We start from the raw sequence: 19,291 nt of genomic DNA on the forward strand, positions 1-19,291 counted from the left end.
AGCCGGGGAAGCATTTCCATGCTTCCCCGGGTCAGGTGTCTTCTCGGAGCAGACGCTGTGGCATGGCGAGGAGCAGCAGCACGGAGCCGAGCACCAGGATCGCGGCGAAGGTGTACAAGCCGTAGTCCAGCGAGCCCGTCGTGGTTTTCACCCACCCGAGGACGGACGGGCTGGCAAAGCCGCCAATCAGTCCGATGCTGTTGATGACCGCAATGCCGCCCGCCGCGCCAGCGCTGGAAAGGTATGAGGTCGGGATCGTCCAGAACAGTGGCATGGCAGTCAGGATACCCAGGGTAGTGATCGACAGCACAGTCAGTGCGAGGGTGAGGCTGTCATGCACGTACGTCACGGTCACCAGGCCGAGCGCTGCCACGATCATGCCCGATGCAACGTGCCAGCGGCGCTCGCGCGTCCTGTCCGAATGCTTGCCGATGACAACCATGCCGGCAGTGGTGATGCCGTACGGAATCACGGTCAGCAAGCCGATATGCAGGGGGTCGGTCACGTTGTAGCTGCGGATCATCGCCGGGAGCCAGAAGCTGATGATGTAGAGGCCGGCCGCAATCGCAAAGTAGATGGCCGACAGTGCATACAGCCGCGGATCCCGAAGGGTTCTCCAGAAGGTGGCGTCGTGGCCATGGCCGCCCGTCGTACCCACGGCGTGGATGATGACCGCTCTTTCCCTGGCGGAAAGCCACTTGGCGTCGGCCGGCTTGTCGGCGAGTACGAAGTAGACAAAGGCACCCAGGATGATGGAGGGAATGGCTTCGATGATGAACAGCCATTGCCAGCCGGCGAGCCCTGAAGCGCTGCCCATATTCGCCATGATCCAGCCGGACAGCGGCCCGCCGATGACGCCCGACACGGCGATGGCCGACATGAAGACCGTGATGATCTTCCCGCGCATCATGGGGGGGAACCAGTAGGTCAGGTAGAGCACAATGCCCGGAAAGAACCCGGCTTCGAAAGCGCCGAGAAGGAAGCGCGCCACGTAGAACTGCGTGGGCGTGGTGACAAACGCGAAGCTTCCTGAAATTACGCCCCAGACAATCATGATGCGCATCAGTGTCTTGCGAGCGCCAATTTTTTCGAGCAGGAGGTTGCTCGGCACCTCGAACAGGAAATACCCGATAAAGAATATGCCGGCGCCAAGCCCATACACGGCATCGGAAAAGCTGAGGTCCTGCTTCATCTGGAGCGCGGCAAATCCGATGTTCACGCGATCCAGATAGGCGAACACATAGCAGATGAAGAGGAACGGGATAATGCGCCACGTCACCTTGGAATAGGCGCGCTGCACATCGTCGTGTGTGTGAGCGGGTGCCGTGCCTGGCAATACCGCAGAGGGGGAGGCCGTCTTCATGATTGCTCTCGCTATCCGTTCAGTTTGTCTATTCGGTGGCTTCCGGGAGGAGCCTGCAGTGTCGATCCACAACAGGTCTCCGCTCCATCCCGGAAGTTGCGTCGAGGGGTGAGGCAGGCGCGGCGGGAAGCGCGCGCCCATGCTGTTGCGCCTGCGGCGCGCGGTACCGGGCCTGCGGTGCTGGTCCTACATGGCCTACAGACCCAGATGGCTCCGGCGCACTTTCGGGGGATGGGCGCGCAGGGCGTCTTCGATCGGATCGCAGCCCCAGCCCGGGGCATCCGGAACCTGAATGGCGCCATTCACGATCTCGGGGTTTCGGGTGAACAAGTGGTCGTCCCAGGCCAGCCGATCCACGTCCACCTCCATCACGCGCAGGTTGGGCACCGCCGCGGCAAAATGAACGTTCATCATCGTCGACAGATGGCTGTAGAAGTTGTGCGGCGCGATGTTGACGTCAAAGGCGTCCGCCACGTTGGCGATCTTCATGGCTTGCCATACGCCGTTCCAGACCGCATCGATGATGGCAACGTCCATCGATTGCGCCTGGAAATAGGGCAGGAACTGGCGGATGCCGAACAGCGTTTCGCACGCGGCAATCGGGGCGTGGCTGCGCTGGCGGATATACGCCATGGCCTCAGGGTTGTAGATGTCGAGTTCCACCCAGAACAGGTCGAAGTCGCTGATGGCCTTGATCAGCGAAAGGTAACCCTCGGTACGCGCGTTGAAGTTCAGGTCCACCAGGATATCGACGTCGGGGCCAGCGCCGTCGCGAAGTGCCTCGAGGTGCGCGCGCAGGTTACGCAGCATCGCCTTGTCGACATTGAGAGACGGCGCGTACGGGGAACCAAATCCGGCCATCCACTGGCGCGGCTTGCCATTCTCATTGACGAACAGATTGGTCTTGAGCGCGGAAATCCCGGATGCCCGGGCGTCTTCGCCGGCCTTCTTGACGCCGTCCAGATCAACGATGGCAGGCGGGTACAGCGTGGGATGGCTGATGCGCCAGGTGGCGCAATGCGACCAATAGATCGGGATGCTGTCTCGATGTTTGCCGCCCAGCAGCTGGTAGACCGGCACACCGAGGCTCTTGGCTTTCGCATCGAGCAGGGCGTTTTCGATGGCGCCGATTGCCTCGGCGCTGAGCCCATGCGGGGCGGGGCGCAAGGACGCGGCCAGCCGGCCATAGGCCTCCTCGTGGTCATACACCGACTTGCCGACCAGGCGAGCGCCCAATTGTTCGATCACGCCGGTCAAGCCGGGAGGCCCGAACGACTCGTCGTACTCGCTCCAGCCCACAGTGCCATCTGACGTCACCACCTTCAGGAAGTAGTAGTTCCGCCATCCGGCGTCGCAGGAGAGGGTTTCAAAGTGCTCAATTCGCATGATGTCTGCTCACTTCAGTGTTGACAGTTAATTGTTAACAATTAATCTAAGGTGCAAGGCGCCAGACTGCAAGCATGGTTAACCCGAAATACGGCGTGATGAGGCGTAATGAGGCGCAATAAGCACTTGGCTGCGGACTACGTGGCGCCGCGCTCCAGATGGGGCGTGGGGCGTGTGCGGCGTGCGGGGATGGCTCTGAACGGCGGGGGAGGGAGGGCGTGGCCGACGGAGAGGGCGGCTATGCCGTCCACCCCGCATGACTCACGGATGACGACCGCACAACGTGCGGCGATTCAGGGGATATTCGATGCCTGTCAGGTCACGCCCCGGCGAACGTACGCGATTCGCCGGGGCAATAATCAATCCGCCACGCCCTTAGTCGTAGTAAGCCGGGAGCAGCTTCAACTTGTTGGATTGCTTCTTGTCGTGATTGATGAAGAGCTTCGCCTTGTACTTTGCCATCAACTGCCTGATTTTTTCCATGGAAGCGATGGATTCAGGGCTATTCGTATTCAGGGATGGAACGATGTTCTTCTCGAAATTCCCTTCCAGGTGAACGACATCGCCGGAAAGGATGATGAAGCCGGCGTTCTTGAGATGGACCAGCAGTGACTGGCTGCCGGGGGTATGCCCTGGCGTGGAAACGAGCATGACGCTCCCGTCGCCAAACACATCGGTATCACCGTCGACGAGCTGAAGGTTCTTCGGCGTTCCCAGGAGTTTGCGCGCCAGTGCCATCAGTTGATTGACATTGTCGTTTGGCCCGTTCGGCGAGTAGATCCACTGATACTCCGCCCGCTGCATCATGACCCTGGCGCTGGGGAACAACCGCACGTTACCGATGTGGTCGCCATGTGTGTGCGATATGGCGACTCGCGTGATGTCGCCTGGCTTCAGGTTGATTTCAGCGAATTGATCGGTCAGTGTCTTGTCGAGGTGATAGACGATCAATTTAGGGAGCGTGGACCACCCCTTGGGGTCGTTGAATGCTTCTTCAGGAACACCGGTATCCCAAAGCAGCCATTCGTCTCCATGCTTTACCAGCCAGCAGGTGGATGAGAATTCGATACTGCGCCCAGCGTTCGCGCCCGGCGTCCACACCGACTCGTCGTTTGCAAGGGAGCGACCGCAATCCAGCCTGAACAGCTTCTCGGCGACCCCCGCCTTGGCGGGGTCAGGAAGCTTTGTGGTGGCGTGGGCGGCTGGCACCCCTTCCAGTACGAAGATACAGGCAGCCAGGATAAACGCCCCCGCCAGTTTTGCTTGTCTCAGCATGATCAATCCTTTCTTCAGAATGCACGCCGCACATCACGGCGCAATTTCACTGCCCGCGCAAGACCAGTGGCTTGCCTTTCTCAACGATGTAGTGGGCAATCGCCTTGAACCGCACGCTGCCGGTATTGCACACGTTATGCATTTCGCCTTGCGCGAATTGCAGCGGACGTCCGGCTTTGAGATACAGGTCCGGCTTCTCATCGAACTTCACAACCGCCTCGCCTTCCTCCACATAGGCGCTCTCGACTCCTGGATGCGCATGCCGGCCCGTGCAGGCACCCGGCTCGAGTTCCGCAATCACACTCACCGTCTGGTAGCCCTGAGGGAAGTCGATCGTCTGCAGTGGTGTACGCGTCTGAGCAAATGAGCTGGTACCGCTCAGCGCGCACAACAACATGGCAGTGGAAAATGCAGCCAGCGGTCGTGTCACGGGTGACATTTGTCTTCTCCTCAATGAAATCATTGTTATCAGGTCGTTGCCTGGGAAAAGACTTTAGGGGGGCGTTTTAGCGGGATAAAGGCACGGCGATGAACATGAATTGATACATCACGGAACAAGTCCGTTGCCTGGCGCATCAAGCGATGCGGTCACGGGCGCGACAGGCAGGCGCAACGTGAACCACGTGCCGCTCGCGTCCGGTTGCCAGGACACCGCCGCATCGAGGGCCGACGCGCGGCGTTGCATGTTGGCGAGCCCTCTGCCGCCATGTGCCGGGGGCGTCCCGGCAGGAGAGAAGGGCGTGCCGTTGTCGTGTACACGCACCAGCACCGTGTCGTCATCGCGGCAGGTCTGCACGCGGATCGCGGTCGCGCGGCTGTGTTTGAGCACGTTAGTGAAGACCTCCTGCAGGATACGCAGGATGTGGAGCGCGCTCTGGGCGCCGAGCCATTGCAGCGGCGGGATATCGTCGACCTCCCACGCGAGCGAGATGCCGGCGGCTTCGAGTCGCGACCCCAGCCGGTAACGCAAGGTGGCCAGCAGGAGCAACAGATCCGTCGATACCGGCTCCAGCGAGTCAATCGTCAGCTTGAGATCGTCGATGCATTCCCGCAGCACCTGGGCGATATCGTCGGCGCGCGCCGTGCCGGAGGCGTCCTTCTCGACCATGCGCAAGGCGCTGATCAAGGATGACCCGAGGCCGTCATGCATGTCCTGCAGCAGCCGCTGCCGCTCGCGCGTCAGGGTCTCGCGGCGCTCCACGTCGCGCAGTTGCCGATGGCTTTCCAGCAGTTCCGCTTCCCGCTGCGCCAGACGCAGCGACAGATTGGCGTTGGCCTGCGCAACCTCATCCAGCGCGCTGATATAGCGGCGATACATCAGGATCATGAACAGCAGCAGCTGCACGCATCCCAGGTAGGACAGCAGATAGATGCTCTCGATATCGATGCGGTAGTTCTGCAGCAGCAGGTCATGCAGGGCGATCGGCGTGCTCATCGCATTCCAGGCCGAAAATGTCATCGCCTCGCGCGATCCGGCCCGCCAGGCGGCCCGCAACGCCGCAATCGACACCACGAGATTCAACCCCACCAGCAGCAACTGGGACAGCGGGTAGAGGAACACCACATGCGTGAGCCACGACAACGGCAGCGTGCTGGTGGCCAGGAACACGACCGAGCCGTACAGCGCTGTCTCCAGGCGCCGGTAGCGCAGGCCCAGATAGCGGAAGATGAACAGGTAGCAGGCCAGGATCAGCCAGGCGATGCTGTTGAACGCCAGCCAGCTGAACCAGGCCTCCGGAATCGGCAAGGGGTCCTGGCCGACCAGATACTGGAGCGTGTGCAGGAAATATGCACCCGCAGCCAGGAAGCACAGCAGGTAACGCGTTTCGTCCCGACGCCGGAGCCAGACCAGCAGGGAGAAGATGCCCACCGCAAGCAGGCCGCCGCTGGACAGGTAGGGAAACTGCGTCTGGAGGAAACTGCGTACAGCGAAGCGCCAGAACAGGTCCTCGCGCGTGCCGATCCGCACGGACGACAGCGCGGCGCCAACCTGGCCCATCACATCGATACGGATGACGATGTCGCGCGGCGCGTGCCCGAGCGCGATCCACAAGGGGTAGTTGTAGCCGTTCCACACCGGCCCGCCGCGAGACTGCCAGAGCTGCTCGCCGTCTGCATACACGGTGAGACGTCCCACGGTCTGCCAGCGCGGCGCATAGAGGTAGAGGGGCTCACTGGTCGCGGCCGCGGCGCTGGCCGCCGGAAGCGCCAGTTTCACCCAGACTGTCTCGATGTGGCCTGACCCCACCTCATCGGGAGTCACGTGGCGCGGCACCACCATCGGCAATGGCGTGTCCTGCCATCCTTCGCCAGTGGCGGGCAGCGCAAGCTGCGGCGGAAGCCGGTCGAGCGTGCCGCCGGGCGTGATCCGTAGCTGCGCCGAGGTGATGTGCCAGGGGAGGGCCTGCGCCAGAGCGCCGTGCAGCGAACCGGCAAGCAGCATGGCCAGGACGAGGGGGAGCCACCGTCGGCGCCACCGTTGGCGCCACGGTTGCCATGCTGGCGCGCCAGCGCCGTCAGCCATCGCGCAGCAGCCCGTGTTGCCGGGCCACGTTGATGGCCTCGACCTTCGAGTGGACGTCCAGCTTGACGTAGATGCGTCGCACATAGGTCAGCAGCGTATGTCGCGATACACCAATCCGTTGGGCGATCTCGTCGTGGGAGAAGCCACGCGTGATGTCGTTCAGGACTTCGACTTCGCGCGGGGATAGCGCGGAAGGCTTCGGGCCTGCTGGTGCCTGGGGGGCTTGCGCCAGCGCGCCGGCTGGCGGCGCCTGCAGGCGGGACAGCACCTGGCGGGCGATCAGCGGGCTGATCGGGCTGCCGCCCTGATGCAGCGACCGCAACTCGCGCACGATATGTGCCGCCGTGCTGTCCTTGAGCAGGTAGCCGGTGGCGCCCGCGGCAATCGACTGCATGACGTGGCTTTCGTCGCCGAAGACCGTGGCCACCATCACATCGCAGCGCGGCCACGCCACGCGTGCCGCGCGGATGGCATCGATGCCGGACCCATCGGGCAGCCCCAGGTCGACGACGAGGATGTCGGCGGCGGGGGCGGATTGCAGCAGCGCCAGTCCGTCGCGCAACGTCGTGACGGCGCCAGCGGTGAGCATGTCGGGGGCGCCGGACAGTGCCTCGAGGAATGCCGTGCTGAAACGGGTATCGTCCTCAATCAGGGCGACGCGGATGGGCGAGTCAAGCGGCGGGGCGTGGTCAGGTGGCACGGGAGGTTGGATGCGAAACGAGCGGGTCGAGGCACGATATGCAACGGCCCGTGCTGCCGCTACGCCCCACGATCGTAGGGCATGACGGCATGTCGCACGATCTGGGGACATACAGCCCGAAAACCCAAGGCTATGATCCAGCCGGATTGTTGCACGCGTGGGACCGGATGCAAAGACGGCGCACGTGGGCATGCACCAAAACAACAGGCTCGGCGAGCCAGCAGACTATCGAACGGGGAAGGGGTCGCAGATGAAACGGGAAACCTTGGTGAAGGCATGGGCGGCCCTGGCGGTCAGCGTCGCACTGGGGGCGTGCGGCGGGGATGGGGGAAATGACGGGGGGAACGGTACGGGCAGCGGGGGCGGCGGGGGCGGTAGCGGCGGTGCGGTGACGCCGGACACGCCATCCACGCCGGGCACGCCGGAGACACCAGCGACGCCCCAGGCCGTGACGTACCTGGGCGTGATCAGCTTTGGCGACACGCTTGCCGTGACGCTGGATGCCCCGGCCGCTGGTCAGGTGCGGATCCGCTTCTCCGATTCGGCGTTCGGCCTGTCCGGCGCGGTGATCGGCCACTACGTCAAGAACGGCAACATCTACACCGTCAGCACACTCGAGGCCGACAGCGCCGAATCACCGCCGGCATTCGTGACCGCGCTGCTGGGCGCGGTGACGGCGTCGTTCACGGTGTCCGGCACCACGCTGACGGGCGAGATCACCGGCCTGCCGAAGCAACTCGGCGATGGCAAGCTGTCGGGGCAGGTCACGGCGAGCAGTGTCAGCACGCCGGTGACGGCGGCCGAGCTGGCCGGTACCTACACGTTCCTGCGCGGGCAATCCACCTACTACACGAGTTCGGGGAATCTCCAGGTGCAGTACGGCATGGGCGGGCAGATGCGCGTGGGCGCCGATGGCACGGTGCGGATGTGCCAGGCTGGTCCGTACAGCGACACCTGCAGCATGGGCTATGCCGGCACCCTGGCGCTGGCGGACCAGACGCGCTACCCGGGCGCCTACACGCTGACGTTGGGCGGCAAGCTCTGGGGACAGGTGTTCCCGCTGAGGGTGAACGGTGTGACATCGCTGTACCTCGACCACCTTCAGCTCGATACTGGCGGCAACCGCATCACCGGAACGGGCGTCTTCCGGCCCGCCCAGACGCTGACGGCGAGCCAGGCAGCAGGGCAGTGGGTCTGCCGGCAGCCGGGCGTGTCGTATGCCGATGTCACGGGCCTCGGCATCCGGGCCGCGCTCGATGGCTCGATGCAGGAAGAGACGCTGACCATCTCAGACACGGGGCAGGTCACCAGTGCCGGGACCGGGCAGGTTGCCTCACTGACGCTGAATCAGGCCAATAACCTGCTGGGCTTCTCATCCCCGGCCGCCATCCCGGGCACCATGTACGCCGACTGGATCGTGCCGGCGGTCCCGCCCAGCACCGTCACCGGCCTGCGCACGCAGGTGTTCATGCCGCTCGACGAGAACAGCATGGCCTACTACGCCGAGGTGACCAGCCAGCCGACCGATCCAGTGAACTGGACCTTCCTTGTGCAAGGTACCTGCCGGAAGCGTTAGCCGCCGCCGGCCGGCGCGACATCGGCCCGCGATCCTGCCCGGTTGCGGCCCGGTTGCGGCCCGGTTGCGGCCCGGTTGCGGCCGGTTGCGGCCAATTGCGTGGCGTGCTGTACACCGTGCAAAAGGCCTTGCCGCTGCTGGTCGATGGCGCGTCCGTGGTGTTGACCGGCTCCAGGGTGTCGATCCAGGGCACTGCCAACTTCAGCGTCTACAGCGCCAGCAAGGCTGCCGTGCGCAATTTCGCCCGCTCCTGGGCGCTGGACCTGAAGGACCGCGCGATCCGCGTCAACGTCGTCAGCCCCGGCCCGATCCGAAGATGGCGGCCTGGCGCAGATCTGAGCGCACAGGCAGACACCCGCCCGAGACAGCACGGCGACGCCTTCGGCAGGAATCGTCCGCCTATCGGGCTATCGGAATATCGGGCAATTAGGCTATTGGCCTATTGGCCTATTGGCCTATTGGGCGGGAATGGTGATCAACGGCAGCGGCTCCTTGCTGCCGGTATCTGTCAACGTAAAGAACAGCATGATGGCCGAGAGCGCCCGTTTGGTGGTCAGGTCGCTCTGGTTGATCCAGAACCAGTAGCCCCGGTAGTGCACGGCGGCATAGGCTTCCATTGGCTTTTCCTTACCGCTGTGAATCCGTACCGCGCCCCGCTGCGCCTGCTCGGTAGTCTGCGCGAGGCCAGGCAGGGCGCTTTGCTCTTTCAGGTGGGCTTCGGGGACCTCCAGGTAGCTGGAGAAGGCAAGCATGATCTGCAGCATCGAGCGGCTGTTCACCGACAGTTCGTCCTCCGCGCCACGGGCCGGTGAATACCTGAGCGTGAACTTCTGCGTCGTGGCGGGCAGCTTCAGCAAGCGGCGGATCTCCACCACTTTTTCCAGGATGTCCGCAGGCATGTCTTCGCGCCGGAACAGCAGTACGCCGATCGATCCCTTGACCTTGTCTTCCTCCACCCGCATGGAGAACGCGCCGGCGGCCTGCACGTCGCGCATCAACTCGATGGCGCGCAGGAACTCCGGGTCCGCCTCGCGCACCATGCCTGCAGCGGTTGCGCGATTGCGCACGCCGTTGAGCGACTCCACCGTCATGCCCAGCACAAAGTCGGCGGCGTAGCCGCTCTGGAGCATCAGGAAGATGTTCTTGGGATCGATGGGCTCCATCAGCCCTCGCACGAATTTCTGGCCGGTTGCAGGCGTGTAGGTGATGGTGGGCCGGTCCGTATAGACGCCTTGCACGCCCGTAGCCAGGAAGTTGCCCTGTACCGCACTCGCCGTCGAGACAGTACCGCCCATCGATACGCCCGCCTGCAACGAGTAACCGCTAACCACCGATGCCACATCCACGAAGATCGGCAGGTCCACGTAGCGGAGCTTGACGATGTTCAACAGGGTTTGCTGCTTCCAGGAGTCGGCGATTGCCGCGCTGTAGTCGAAGCGGTCCGCCACGATGGTCGTGGGGCCAATGGAGGTACAGCCGGGGAGTAGTGCGAACACCCCGAGCCACACCCCGAGCCACACGCCGTGCTTCCGGGCGACCCGGCTGGCGGGGCCGCGAGTGGTGTCGGGCAGACTTTTGTGGGGTGTGGGCTGCATGGCTGCGCGGTTTGCTGCCTTTTCGGTGATCGGTCGCGAAAGCGCGCGAACCGATTTGAAGCGGATTTTGCTCCAAGGGCGACCGAATCGCCAAGGAGAACGCGCGGGCCCCCTCCTGCCGCAGCGGGCCCCGCCCTGGCGCCCCCTGGCGTACCCTAGCGCCCCCTGGCGCCAGCCACGCGCGCGGCAGGCTCCGCGAGGGTTTGCTCGAGTACCCGCAAGACTTCCTTCGCAGTGTTCTCGGAATGCTCGCGCAGGATCTGCGGCAGTCGCGGGCGGCCCGCTTCGCGCAGGGCGGCCATGATGGCCTCGTGTTCCTCGTGCGATTCCTGCCAGCGCAGCATGTCGGTGTTGGCCGCGCCCCGCGCGCGATGCACCTTGCTCATCAGCGTGGCGTAGATGCCGGACAGCACGGCGTTGTCCGCGCTGTCGACAATCAGCTGGTGGATTTCCTGGTTGATGCGGAAGTAGTCCGTGCGCCGGCTGGCTGCATGCGCGTCGATCATGGCCTGGTGCTTGCGCTCGATCTTGGCGAGCGCCGCGTCGCTCATGCGGCGGGCCACCAGTTCACCGGCATGGGCTTCCAGCCCATGCAGCGTTTCAAAGGTCTCGCGCAATTCCCCCAGGTCCAGCGGCGCCACGCGGTAGCCGATGTACTGGCGATGCAGCACCAGCCCTTCCGACACCAGCACCTTCAGCGCTTCACGCAGGGGCGTCTTGGAAACGTCGAACGCTTCGCAGAACGCCTTTTCGTCGATACGGACCCCGGGCGGCAGCTCGCCCTCCTGAATCATCGTGCGCAGCCGCGCCGCGATTTCGGCGGACATGCCAAGAGTGCGGAGTCGGGCGGTTTTGGGCAGCGCTTGTGTCACGGACATCACCAGAATGGGGAAATTGCACTGAAGCGAAGCCTATCACACCCGGAATTGGTGCTTTCCCTATGCATATAAATCAACGACTTACACGCGTTGTAATTACAGATTACGTATCCTATACTCCGTCCAGTTGCGCGACACCCCGAACAGAAACGCCTCGACAACGCAGCACCCAAGGAGCAAGGAGACCCCCGTCATGCCATCCACGAGCCAGGCCGCCACGATGCCGGCCACGCGCAGCACCGTCCGCTGGAAGATCTTCCTGATGATGCTGTTCCTGATCGCGATCAACTACATCGACCGCGCGTCGTTGTCCGTGGCCATGCCGCTGATCGCGAAGGAGTTTGATCTCAGCCCCACCATGCAGGGCCTGATCCTCAGTTCGTTCTTCTGGACCTACGCCCTGATGCAGGTGCCGGGCGGCATGCTGGCCGACAAATACAAGCCGCGCATCGTGATTGCCTGCGCCACCGTGTTCTGGGGTGCCTTCCAGGCCCTGGCCGCCGTGTGCACCAGCGCCACGACGCTGATGCTGACCCGCCTGGGCCTCGGTGCCGCCGAAGCGCCGATCTATCCGGCAGGCGGCAAGCTCAACGCCATCTGGATGACGCAGAACGAACGCGGCCGTGGCGCCACGCTGCTCGATGGCGGCGCGCCGCTTGGCGCGGCACTGGGCGCGATCATCATCACCTGGCTGATTGCCGCGCTCGACTCCTGGCGCCTGGCCTTCGTCGTGGCGGGCGTGGGCACCGTCATCGCCGGCGCCGTGGCCTGGTGGTACATCCGCAATTCCCCGCGCCAGCACGCCGGCGTGAACGAACTCGAGGCACGCTATATCGAGGAAGCCCAGGCCAGCGAGCATCGTGCCGAGCCGGCCAATCTGTCGGGCCGTTCGCTCGACTTCTTCAAGTACCGTTCGGTCTGGTGCATGGCCATCGGCTGGATGTGCTTCAACACCGTGTTCTACGGCCTGCTCACCTGGATGCCCAACTACCTGAACAAGGTGCACGGGTTCGACATCAAGGCGATGGGCGGTGCCAGCTTCATCATTTTCTTCAGCGGCTTCGTGGGCGAACTGGTTGGCGGCTGGATCGCGGACAAGTGGAAGGAGGCCGGCGGCCGCCCCAACGTGGTGATGCGCACCCTGTTCGGCATTGCCGCCGTGGTCGCCACTGTGTCGATCTTCTCCGTCGCCTATGTCACCAACGCCACGGTGGTCGTGGCCCTGCTGTCCTCCACGCTGTTCTTCCTGCGCTGGTGCGGCCTGTTCTGGTGCATCCCGTCGATCCTGGGTACCCGTGACAAGATCGGCTTCCTGGGCGGCGTGATGAACCTCGGTGGCAATATCGGCGGCATCTGCGTGCCGATCATCGTCGGCATGATTGTGCAGTTCACCGGCTCGTACTTCCTGGCGCTGATGTTCTTTGCCGCCGCCGGCGTGGGCCTGCTGCTGTCGTCCACCGCCATCGACTACGAAAAGAAGATCCCGGTCTGACGGGCATCGGCTGGAGGAGACCAACATGCAACGATTCCACCCCGTGGTGGCGGCGCTGCTGGCCGCTGGCACCCTGCTGGCACAGCCGGCCATGGCTGCCGCCGCCACCGCCACCGCTACCACCGAAGGCATTCCCACGGCACAGCCCGAGTCGGTCGGCGTGGATTCCACGCGGCTCGTCGCCTTGTCCGAATGGATCCGGCGCGACCAGCTCGACGTGCGCAGCCTGCTCGTCATCAAGGACGGCAAGATCGTCTTCGAGCGCTACGGCGACGGCCTCTCGCGGGACTACAACCACGAGCTGTACTCCGTCACCAAGTTCATCAGCGCGCTGCTGGTTGGCACGCTGGTCGGTGACGGCAAGCTCAGCGCGAGCGACGCACCGGCCCCAAGGCTGGCGGCTGCTCGCCCCGATCTTGCCCCGTCACTGGCGGACAAGCAGCAGATCCAGCTGCGGCACCTGATGTCGATGTCGAGCGGCCTGTCGTACAAGCTGGTGGAGGGCACCGACACGCTGTACTACGGCGTGCCGGACCGCCTCAAGGTGGCCGCCTCCGCCAGTGTGCGGGCCAAGCCCGGTACGGAGTTCGACTACATCGACGTCAACCCCGTGCTGGTCGGCGCCACGATCAGCCAGGTCACGGGCATGCCGGAGCAGCAGTACGCCGCGCAGCGCCTGTTCAAGCCGCTGGGCATGGCGCACTACCGCTGGGACGGTGCCGACGGCAAGGGCGCCGTATCCGGGGGATGGGGCCTGCGCCTGCGCTCGCTCGACATGGCCCGGCTCGGCATGCTGATGCTGAACCAGGGCCGCTGGAACGGCCAGCAGATCGTGCCCGCCTCGTGGGTGGCCCAGATGACCACGCCGTCCGGCCCCGCCGGGGACTATGGCTACTACTGCTGGGTCAACAACATCGTCAAGAGCGAGCGCGAATTCAGCGCCATGGGCTACAAGGGCCAGTTCATCACGGTGCTGCCCAAGCAGAACGCGGTGATCGTCATGAACAGCATCATGTCGACGCAGGGCGGCCTGCGCGACGCGAAGTATCTCGACCTCTATCGCCAGATGGTCAACGACTACGTGCTTCCCGCGCTGCAGGCCGGCAACGCCGTCAAGCCGGACGCCGCGCGACAAGCCGCGTTGAAGCGAGAACTCGAACTGGCGCGCACCAGCCACGGTGTGCCCGGCACGCAGCTCGCCTTCAACGACAAGCCCGAACAATAAAACCAATACAACCTGCAGAGGCGCTGCCCCCAGACGGTGCCCGCAAACTCCTGAGAAACAACCATGAGCAAACAGATTCGCCTTGGCATGCTGACGCCGTCTTCCAACACCGCGCTGGAGCCGATTACCAGCGCGATGGTCAGCGGCTTGCCCAACGTCAGCGCGCATTTCTCGCGCTTCACGGTCACCGAGATTTCACTGCGTGACCAGGCGCTGGGCCAGTTCGACCTGGAGAAGATCCTCGCGGCGGCCCGCCTGCTGGCCGATGCCCGTGTCGACGTGATTGCGTGGAACGGCACCTCGTCCGGCTGGCTCGGCTTCGACCGTGACCTGGCGCTGTGCAAGCAGATCACCGAAGCCACCGGCATTCCCGCCACTACCTCGGTCCTGGCCCTGAACGAAATCCTCGAAAAGACCGGCGCGCGCCGCTTCGGGCTGGCCACGCCGTATCTGGCCGACGTGCAGCAGCGCATCATTGCCAACTACCAGCGCAGCGGCTTCGACTGCTCGGCCGAGCGTCACCTGGACCTCCACGTGAACTACAGCTTCGCCGAGGTTCAGGAGGACACGATCCGCGCGATGGTGCGCGAACTGGCCAAGGAAAACGTGCAGGCCATCTCCACGTTCTGCACCAACCTGCACGCCGCGCATCTGGCGGAGGAACTGGAAGCCGAGACCGGCATCCCGCTCTATGACACGATCTCCACGGTCGTGTGGAAGTCGCTGCGCCTGGCCGGCGTGGACACCCGCGCCCTGACGGGCTGGGGCCGGCTGTTCCGCGAAGTCGAGTAAGCCAGGGCGCGTAACGGAGGGATGACCATGCCTGCAGACAACATTCTTGACCTCGTGATCCGCAATGCCGACGTGGTCACCGCTTCGGACCGCTTCCGCTGTGACATCGGCGTGCGCCACGGCCGCATCGTGGCGCTCGGGCACGACCTGCCCGCCGCCGCAACGGAAGTCGACGCCACGGGCCTGCTGGCCCTGCCCGGTGGTATCGACGGCCATTGCCACCTGGACCAGCCCATGCCAGACGGCATGCGTATGGCCGACGATTTCTTTACCGGCACGCGCGCGGCGGTGTGCGGCGGCACCACCACGGTGATCCCGTTCGCCGCGCAGGAGAAGGGTCATTCGCTCCGGGCGGCGGTGGCCGATTACCATCGCCGCGCCGATGGCCGCGCGGTCATCGACTATGCCTTCCACCTGATCGTGGCGGACCCGACGCCCGCCGTGCTGCAGGACGAACTGCCGGCGCTGATCCGCCAGGGCTACAGCTCGTTCAAGGTCTACATGACCTACGACGACCTGAAGCTGTCGGACCGGGAAATGCTGGAAGTGCTGGACGTCGCCCGCCAGAACAAGGCGTTGGTGATGGTGCATGCCGAGAATGCCGATTGCATCTCGTGGCTGACCGACAAGCTGGTGGGCGAAGGCCGCATCGCGCCGCGCTTCCACGGGCTGGCACGCCCCGCAGTGGTGGAGCGGGAAGCCACGCATCGCGCGATCTCGTTCGCGGAACTGGTCGATGTGCCGATCCTGATCGTGCATGTGTCCGGCAAGGAAGCCATCGAGCAGATCCGCTGGGCGCAGGGCCGCGGCATGAAGATCCTTGCCGAGACCTGCCCGCAATACCTGTACCTGACCGCCGAAGACATGGGCCTGCCTGGCGACGACGGCTATGAGGGCGCCAAGTGCGTGTGCAGTCCGCCGCCGCGCGACCCGGAGAATCAGGCCGCCGTGTGGCGCGCGCTGGCCAACGGCGTGTTCAGCGTCTTCTCGTCGGATCACGCGCCGTTCAACTACGACGATCCCGAGGGCAAGAAGCTCGGCGGCACGGCGCAGCCGTTCGATCACATCCCCAACGGCGTGCCCGGCATCGAGACCCGCCTGCCGCTGCTGTTCGATGGCGTGACGCGCGGCAAGCTGTCTCTGCACCAGTTCGTCGAACTGACCGCGTACCGACCGGCCAAGCTGTACGGGCTCTACCCGCGCAAGGGCACCATCGCGATTGGCGCCGATGCCGACATCGTGCTGTGGGACCCGGCGCGCCAGGTGCGCATCGCCAACAGCAACCTGCATCACGCCGTGGACTACACGCCGTATGAAGGTATCGAGGTGACTGGCTGGCCGATGACCACGTTCTCGCGGGGCGAGTTGATCGTGCGCAACGGCGAATACCTGGAACCCACGGCCGGCCGTGGCCGGTTCCTCGAAGCGGGCCAACCCGAGATCTGAGGGCGCAAACCATGAACCTGTTGATCGTCAATCCCAATATCAGCGCGTCGGTCACCGACCTGATCCACGCGGAGGCGCAGCGCACCGCCGCACCGGACACCCGCATCACGATGGCCACCGCGGCGTTTGGCGTGGCCTATATCGAAACGCGCTTCGAGGCGCTGGTGGGTGGCTATGCCACTGCATGCGCGGCGGCCGAGCACGCCGGCCAGTTTGACGGGCTGGTGGTCGCCGCATTCGGCGATCCGGGCCTGGCCGGTCTGAAGGAGCTGTTCGATGTGCCGGTCGTCGGCATGACCGAAGCCGCGCTGGCCAGTGCCTGCCTGCTGGGCCAGCGCTTCTCGATCATTGCGATCTCGCATCGCATTGAGGCGTGGTATCGCGAATGCGTGGCTGCCAATGGCCTGACGTCGCGCCTGGCCAGCATCCGCTCGCTGCAATCGCCGCTGCGCGACATTGGCAGCGTGCAGGAGGACCATGCGGAGCGGCTGGAGGCCATGAGCCTGCAGGCCGTGCGCGAGGATGGCGCCGATGTGATCATCGTGGCCGGCGCGCCGCTGGCCGGGCTGGCGCGCTCGCTCAAGGGAAAGATCCCGGTGCCCGTGGTGGATGGCGTCAGCAGCGCCGTGCGGCACTGCGAGTCGTTGGTGGCGTTGGTGGCGCTGCAGGCCGGCAGCGCGCGCGAAGGCAGCTTCGCACGGCCGCCGAAAAAGCCCAACGCGGGCCTGCCGCCGACGCTGGCGCGGCTGCTGGGGCAGGGCGGCTAATCCCCTGTTGGCGCCCCGGCTTCAGGCATCGGGCGACACGTCTACCAGACAGCTCATGGCATTGGGGCCCTGCGTCAGGTCTGACGTGCCGATGTCCAGCGTGAGCGTATTCGCGGCGCCTGCACGGTCCACGCCATCCGCATCGGGGTCGTACCAGGCGCCGGTGGCCATGACGGCCACGCCGCGCGCCACGCCGTCGCTGGTCGCCAGTCCGGCGGAAAGCGCGCCCCGCGCGTTGTGCACCCGCACCCGCATGCCGGGATGCAGGCCGCGCGCCACGGCATCCTCGGGATGGAGCGTAATCCGCTCCGTCCCGGCGATCTTGCCCGCCTGCGCCAGCGGGGCGGGGTCGAGCTGACTGTGCAGCCGATCGGCGGGCTGAACGGACACGAGATGCAGCGGATACGTCTCTGCCGCCGGGGCGCCAAGCCATTCCACCGGGGGGTGCCAGTTGGGATGCGTGCCGCAATCTTCCGATAGGGTCCCGAGGGTCGGGCTGGCGAGTTCGATGCGTCCGCTCGGCGTGCGCAGAGGATGCGCGGCAGGGTCGTGACGGAAATCATCGAACAGCACGAAGTCCTCCGTCGGTGGCGGCAGCGCGACGTAGCCGGTTCGCCAAAATTCCTCGAACGCCGGGAGTTCGATGCCGGCACGCGCTTGCGCGTCGCGGCATCGCGCGTAGATGGCAGCGAGCCAACCCCTCTCGTCGCGGTTCTCGGTAAAGGCCTCGCGGTACCCCAGCCTTTCCGACAGATCGGTAAAGATATCGAGATCGCTGCGCGCCTGATGCAGCGGCGCAATGGCCTGATGCATCGCCAGCACGTAGCGGTCGCGCGACGATCCGCCAATATCGTTGCGCTCCAGCGCCGTGGTGACGGGGAGCACGATGTCGGCATGGCGCGCCGTGGCGGTCCAGTAGATGTCCTGGACGATGACGGTCTGTGGCCGCGCCCACGCCTCACGCAGCCGCGACAGTTGCTGGTGATGATGAAACGGATTGCCGCCGGCCCAGTGAATCAGCTTCACGTCCGGATAGTGGCGGGTTTCGCCACGGAAGCGATAAGGGGTGCCCGGATGAAGCAGCATGTCCGAGAGCCGCGCGCAGGGAATGTCCAGTCCGGCGGGGTTGCGCCCGACCGGCATCTCCGGCCCCGGCGTAGCCACACGCGGATTGCCGACGCCGTTCATCGACCCATGGCCAAAGCCGAACCCGCCGCCGGGCAGGCCGATCTGGCCGAGCATGGCGGCAAGCGCAATGGCCATCCAGTACGGCTGCTCGCCGCGATGCTGGCGCTGCACGGCAAAGCTGCAGGTGATGTAGCTACGTTTACCGGCGAGCTGCGTGGCGAGCTGTTCGATGCGGACCGCGCGGATGCCGGTGATGGCGGCGGCCCAGGCGGGTGTCTTTGGCGTGCCGTCGCTGTGTCCGAGCAGATAGGCTTCCAGTTCGGCCCAGCCGCTGCAGTGCGTCTGCAGGAACGCCTTGTCGTGCGCATCGGCGCGGCGCAGGGCGTAGGCCAGCGCGAGCATCAACGCCACGTCGGTGTTCGGTCGAATCGGAATCCACTCGGCACCGAGAAAGTCGGGGCAGTCGTCGCGGGTTGGACTGATATTGATGACCGTGGCGCCACTGGCGGCCAGCTTGCGCAGCCAGCCTTCCTGCGTATGCTCGGCCGCGCCGCCGGAGGAGACCTGACCGTTCTTGAGTGCCAGTCCGCCAAAGGCGATGAAGATCTCGGTGTTCGCGATCAGGCTGGGCCACGCGGTCACGCGGCCGGTCAACGGACGGTCGGTGCCAATCACATGGGGCAACAGGAACTGCGCCGTGCCCCAGCTGTAGTTGCCGACCTGATCGACGCAGCCGCCGCCGCTGAAATGAAAGCGGCGGATCAGTGAACGCGCATGGTGAAGCCGGCCTGCCGAGGACCAGCCGTACGATCCTCCGAACACGCCGGACGGGCCATGGGCGTCACGTACCCGCGTGATCTCGCTGGCGACGAGATCGAGCGCCACGTCCCACGACACTTCGACAAAATCATCGCGTCCGCGTGCATGGCCATCGGCCGCCTCGCGCTTGTCGAGCCAGCCGCGCCGCACCATCGGCGTACGAATCCGGGTGGGCGAGTAGACCATCGGCGCGATCGATTCGAGCAGCGGCGAGGGGTTGGGGTCCGCGGCGAAAGGTTCGCAGCGGACGAGCCGGCCGTCATCCACGACTGCCGTAAAGGCGCCCCAATGCGCTAGTTGCGGATAGCGGCGAATAGTCACGATC

15 protein-coding genes and 1 pseudogene are annotated in these 19,291 nt (G+C 64.9%); 7 read left to right on the top strand and 9 right to left on the bottom strand.

Features of this window, described 5'->3' with window-relative positions; translation table 11 throughout:
- Positions 1–31: 31 nt before the first annotated feature.
- The 6 genes from SB751_RS08310 to SB751_RS08335 form a co-directional block, all read right to left on the bottom strand.
- Complete coding sequence (locus tag SB751_RS08310; RefSeq protein ID WP_144198718.1) at positions 32–1,363, bottom strand: MFS transporter; 1,332 nt, start codon at positions 1,361–1,363, stop codon at positions 32–34.
- Between the two features lie 195 nt (positions 1,364–1,558).
- Complete coding sequence (locus SB751_RS08315) at positions 1,559–2,749, bottom strand: mandelate racemase/muconate lactonizing enzyme family protein (protein ID WP_144198716.1); 1,191 nt, start codon at positions 2,747–2,749, stop codon at positions 1,559–1,561.
- Positions 2,750–3,124: 375 nt separating this feature from the next.
- Positions 3,125–4,024 (bottom strand): N-acyl homoserine lactonase family protein, encoded by a 900-nt coding sequence (locus SB751_RS08320; protein WP_211942983.1) that lies wholly within the window; start codon positions 4,022–4,024, stop codon positions 3,125–3,127.
- A gap of 46 nt (positions 4,025–4,070) precedes the next feature.
- A complete protein-coding gene (locus SB751_RS08325) occupies positions 4,071–4,463 on the bottom strand; it encodes a cupin domain-containing protein (protein WP_144198711.1) in 393 nt (130 codons plus the stop codon).
- Between the two features lie 108 nt (positions 4,464–4,571).
- On the bottom strand, positions 4,572–6,467 hold the full coding sequence (locus SB751_RS08330) for an ATP-binding protein (RefSeq protein WP_211942982.1): 1,896 nt from the start codon (positions 6,465–6,467) through the stop codon (positions 4,572–4,574).
- 73 nt (positions 6,468–6,540) lie between these two features.
- Positions 6,541–7,248 (bottom strand): LuxR C-terminal-related transcriptional regulator, encoded by a 708-nt coding sequence (locus SB751_RS08335; RefSeq protein ID WP_244844626.1) that lies wholly within the window; start codon positions 7,246–7,248, stop codon positions 6,541–6,543.
- Positions 7,249–7,498: 250 nt separating this feature from the next.
- Here SB751_RS08335 and SB751_RS08340 point away from each other — a divergent pair, with 250 nt between their 5' ends.
- The gene (locus tag SB751_RS08340) at positions 7,499–8,824 is read left to right on the top strand and encodes a hypothetical protein (RefSeq protein WP_211943010.1); all 1,326 of its coding nucleotides are present in this window, start codon (positions 7,499–7,501) and stop codon (positions 8,822–8,824) included.
- A 95-nt stretch (positions 8,825–8,919) separates the two neighbouring features.
- Positions 8,920–9,288, top strand: a pseudogene (locus SB751_RS08345) (SDR family oxidoreductase); the annotation flags it as partial.
- Here the strand turns inward: SB751_RS08345 and SB751_RS08350 are convergent.
- Positions 9,280–10,419 (bottom strand): hypothetical protein, encoded by a 1,140-nt coding sequence (locus SB751_RS08350; protein ID WP_410747933.1) that lies wholly within the window; start codon positions 10,417–10,419, stop codon positions 9,280–9,282. The pseudogene SB751_RS08345 and the gene SB751_RS08350 overlap by 9 nt on opposite strands.
- 155 nt (positions 10,420–10,574) lie before the next feature.
- Positions 10,575–11,297, bottom strand: a complete 723-nt coding sequence (locus SB751_RS08355; protein WP_144198699.1) for a GntR family transcriptional regulator — start codon at positions 11,295–11,297, stop codon at positions 10,575–10,577.
- A 193-nt stretch (positions 11,298–11,490) separates the two neighbouring features.
- Here SB751_RS08355 and SB751_RS08360 point away from each other — a divergent pair, with 193 nt between their 5' ends.
- The 5 genes from SB751_RS08360 (at position 11,491) to SB751_RS08380 (ending at position 17,019) form a co-directional block, all read left to right on the top strand.
- Positions 11,491–12,789 (top strand): MFS transporter, encoded by a 1,299-nt coding sequence (locus tag SB751_RS08360; RefSeq protein ID WP_144198696.1) that lies wholly within the window; start codon positions 11,491–11,493, stop codon positions 12,787–12,789.
- 25 nt (positions 12,790–12,814) lie between these two features.
- On the top strand, positions 12,815–14,014 hold the full coding sequence (locus tag SB751_RS08365; protein ID WP_211942979.1) for a serine hydrolase domain-containing protein: 1,200 nt from the start codon (positions 12,815–12,817) through the stop codon (positions 14,012–14,014).
- A gap of 63 nt (positions 14,015–14,077) precedes the next feature.
- Positions 14,078–14,806: an aspartate/glutamate racemase family protein gene (locus SB751_RS08370; RefSeq protein ID WP_144198690.1), complete on the top strand. Its 729-nt coding sequence runs from the start codon at positions 14,078–14,080 to the stop codon at positions 14,804–14,806.
- Between the two features lie 27 nt (positions 14,807–14,833).
- On the top strand, positions 14,834–16,252 hold the full coding sequence (hydA, locus tag SB751_RS08375; RefSeq protein WP_144198687.1) for a dihydropyrimidinase: 1,419 nt from the start codon (positions 14,834–14,836) through the stop codon (positions 16,250–16,252).
- 11 nt (positions 16,253–16,263) lie between these two features.
- On the top strand, positions 16,264–17,019 hold the full coding sequence (locus SB751_RS08380) for an aspartate/glutamate racemase family protein (protein ID WP_250025792.1): 756 nt from the start codon (positions 16,264–16,266) through the stop codon (positions 17,017–17,019).
- A 21-nt stretch (positions 17,020–17,040) separates the two neighbouring features.
- Here the strand turns inward: SB751_RS08380 and SB751_RS08385 are convergent, their stop codons facing one another.
- Positions 17,041–19,287, bottom strand: coding sequence for a molybdopterin-dependent oxidoreductase (locus SB751_RS08385; RefSeq protein ID WP_144198681.1), 2,247 nt, complete (start codon positions 19,285–19,287; stop codon positions 17,041–17,043).
- Between the last annotated feature and the right edge of the window lie 4 nt (positions 19,288–19,291).

The sequence above is a fragment of the Cupriavidus sp. SIMBA_020 genome, from assembly GCF_046535395.1.
In the GTDB taxonomy this organism is placed as follows: Bacteria; Pseudomonadota; Gammaproteobacteria; order Burkholderiales; family Burkholderiaceae; genus Cupriavidus; species Cupriavidus campinensis.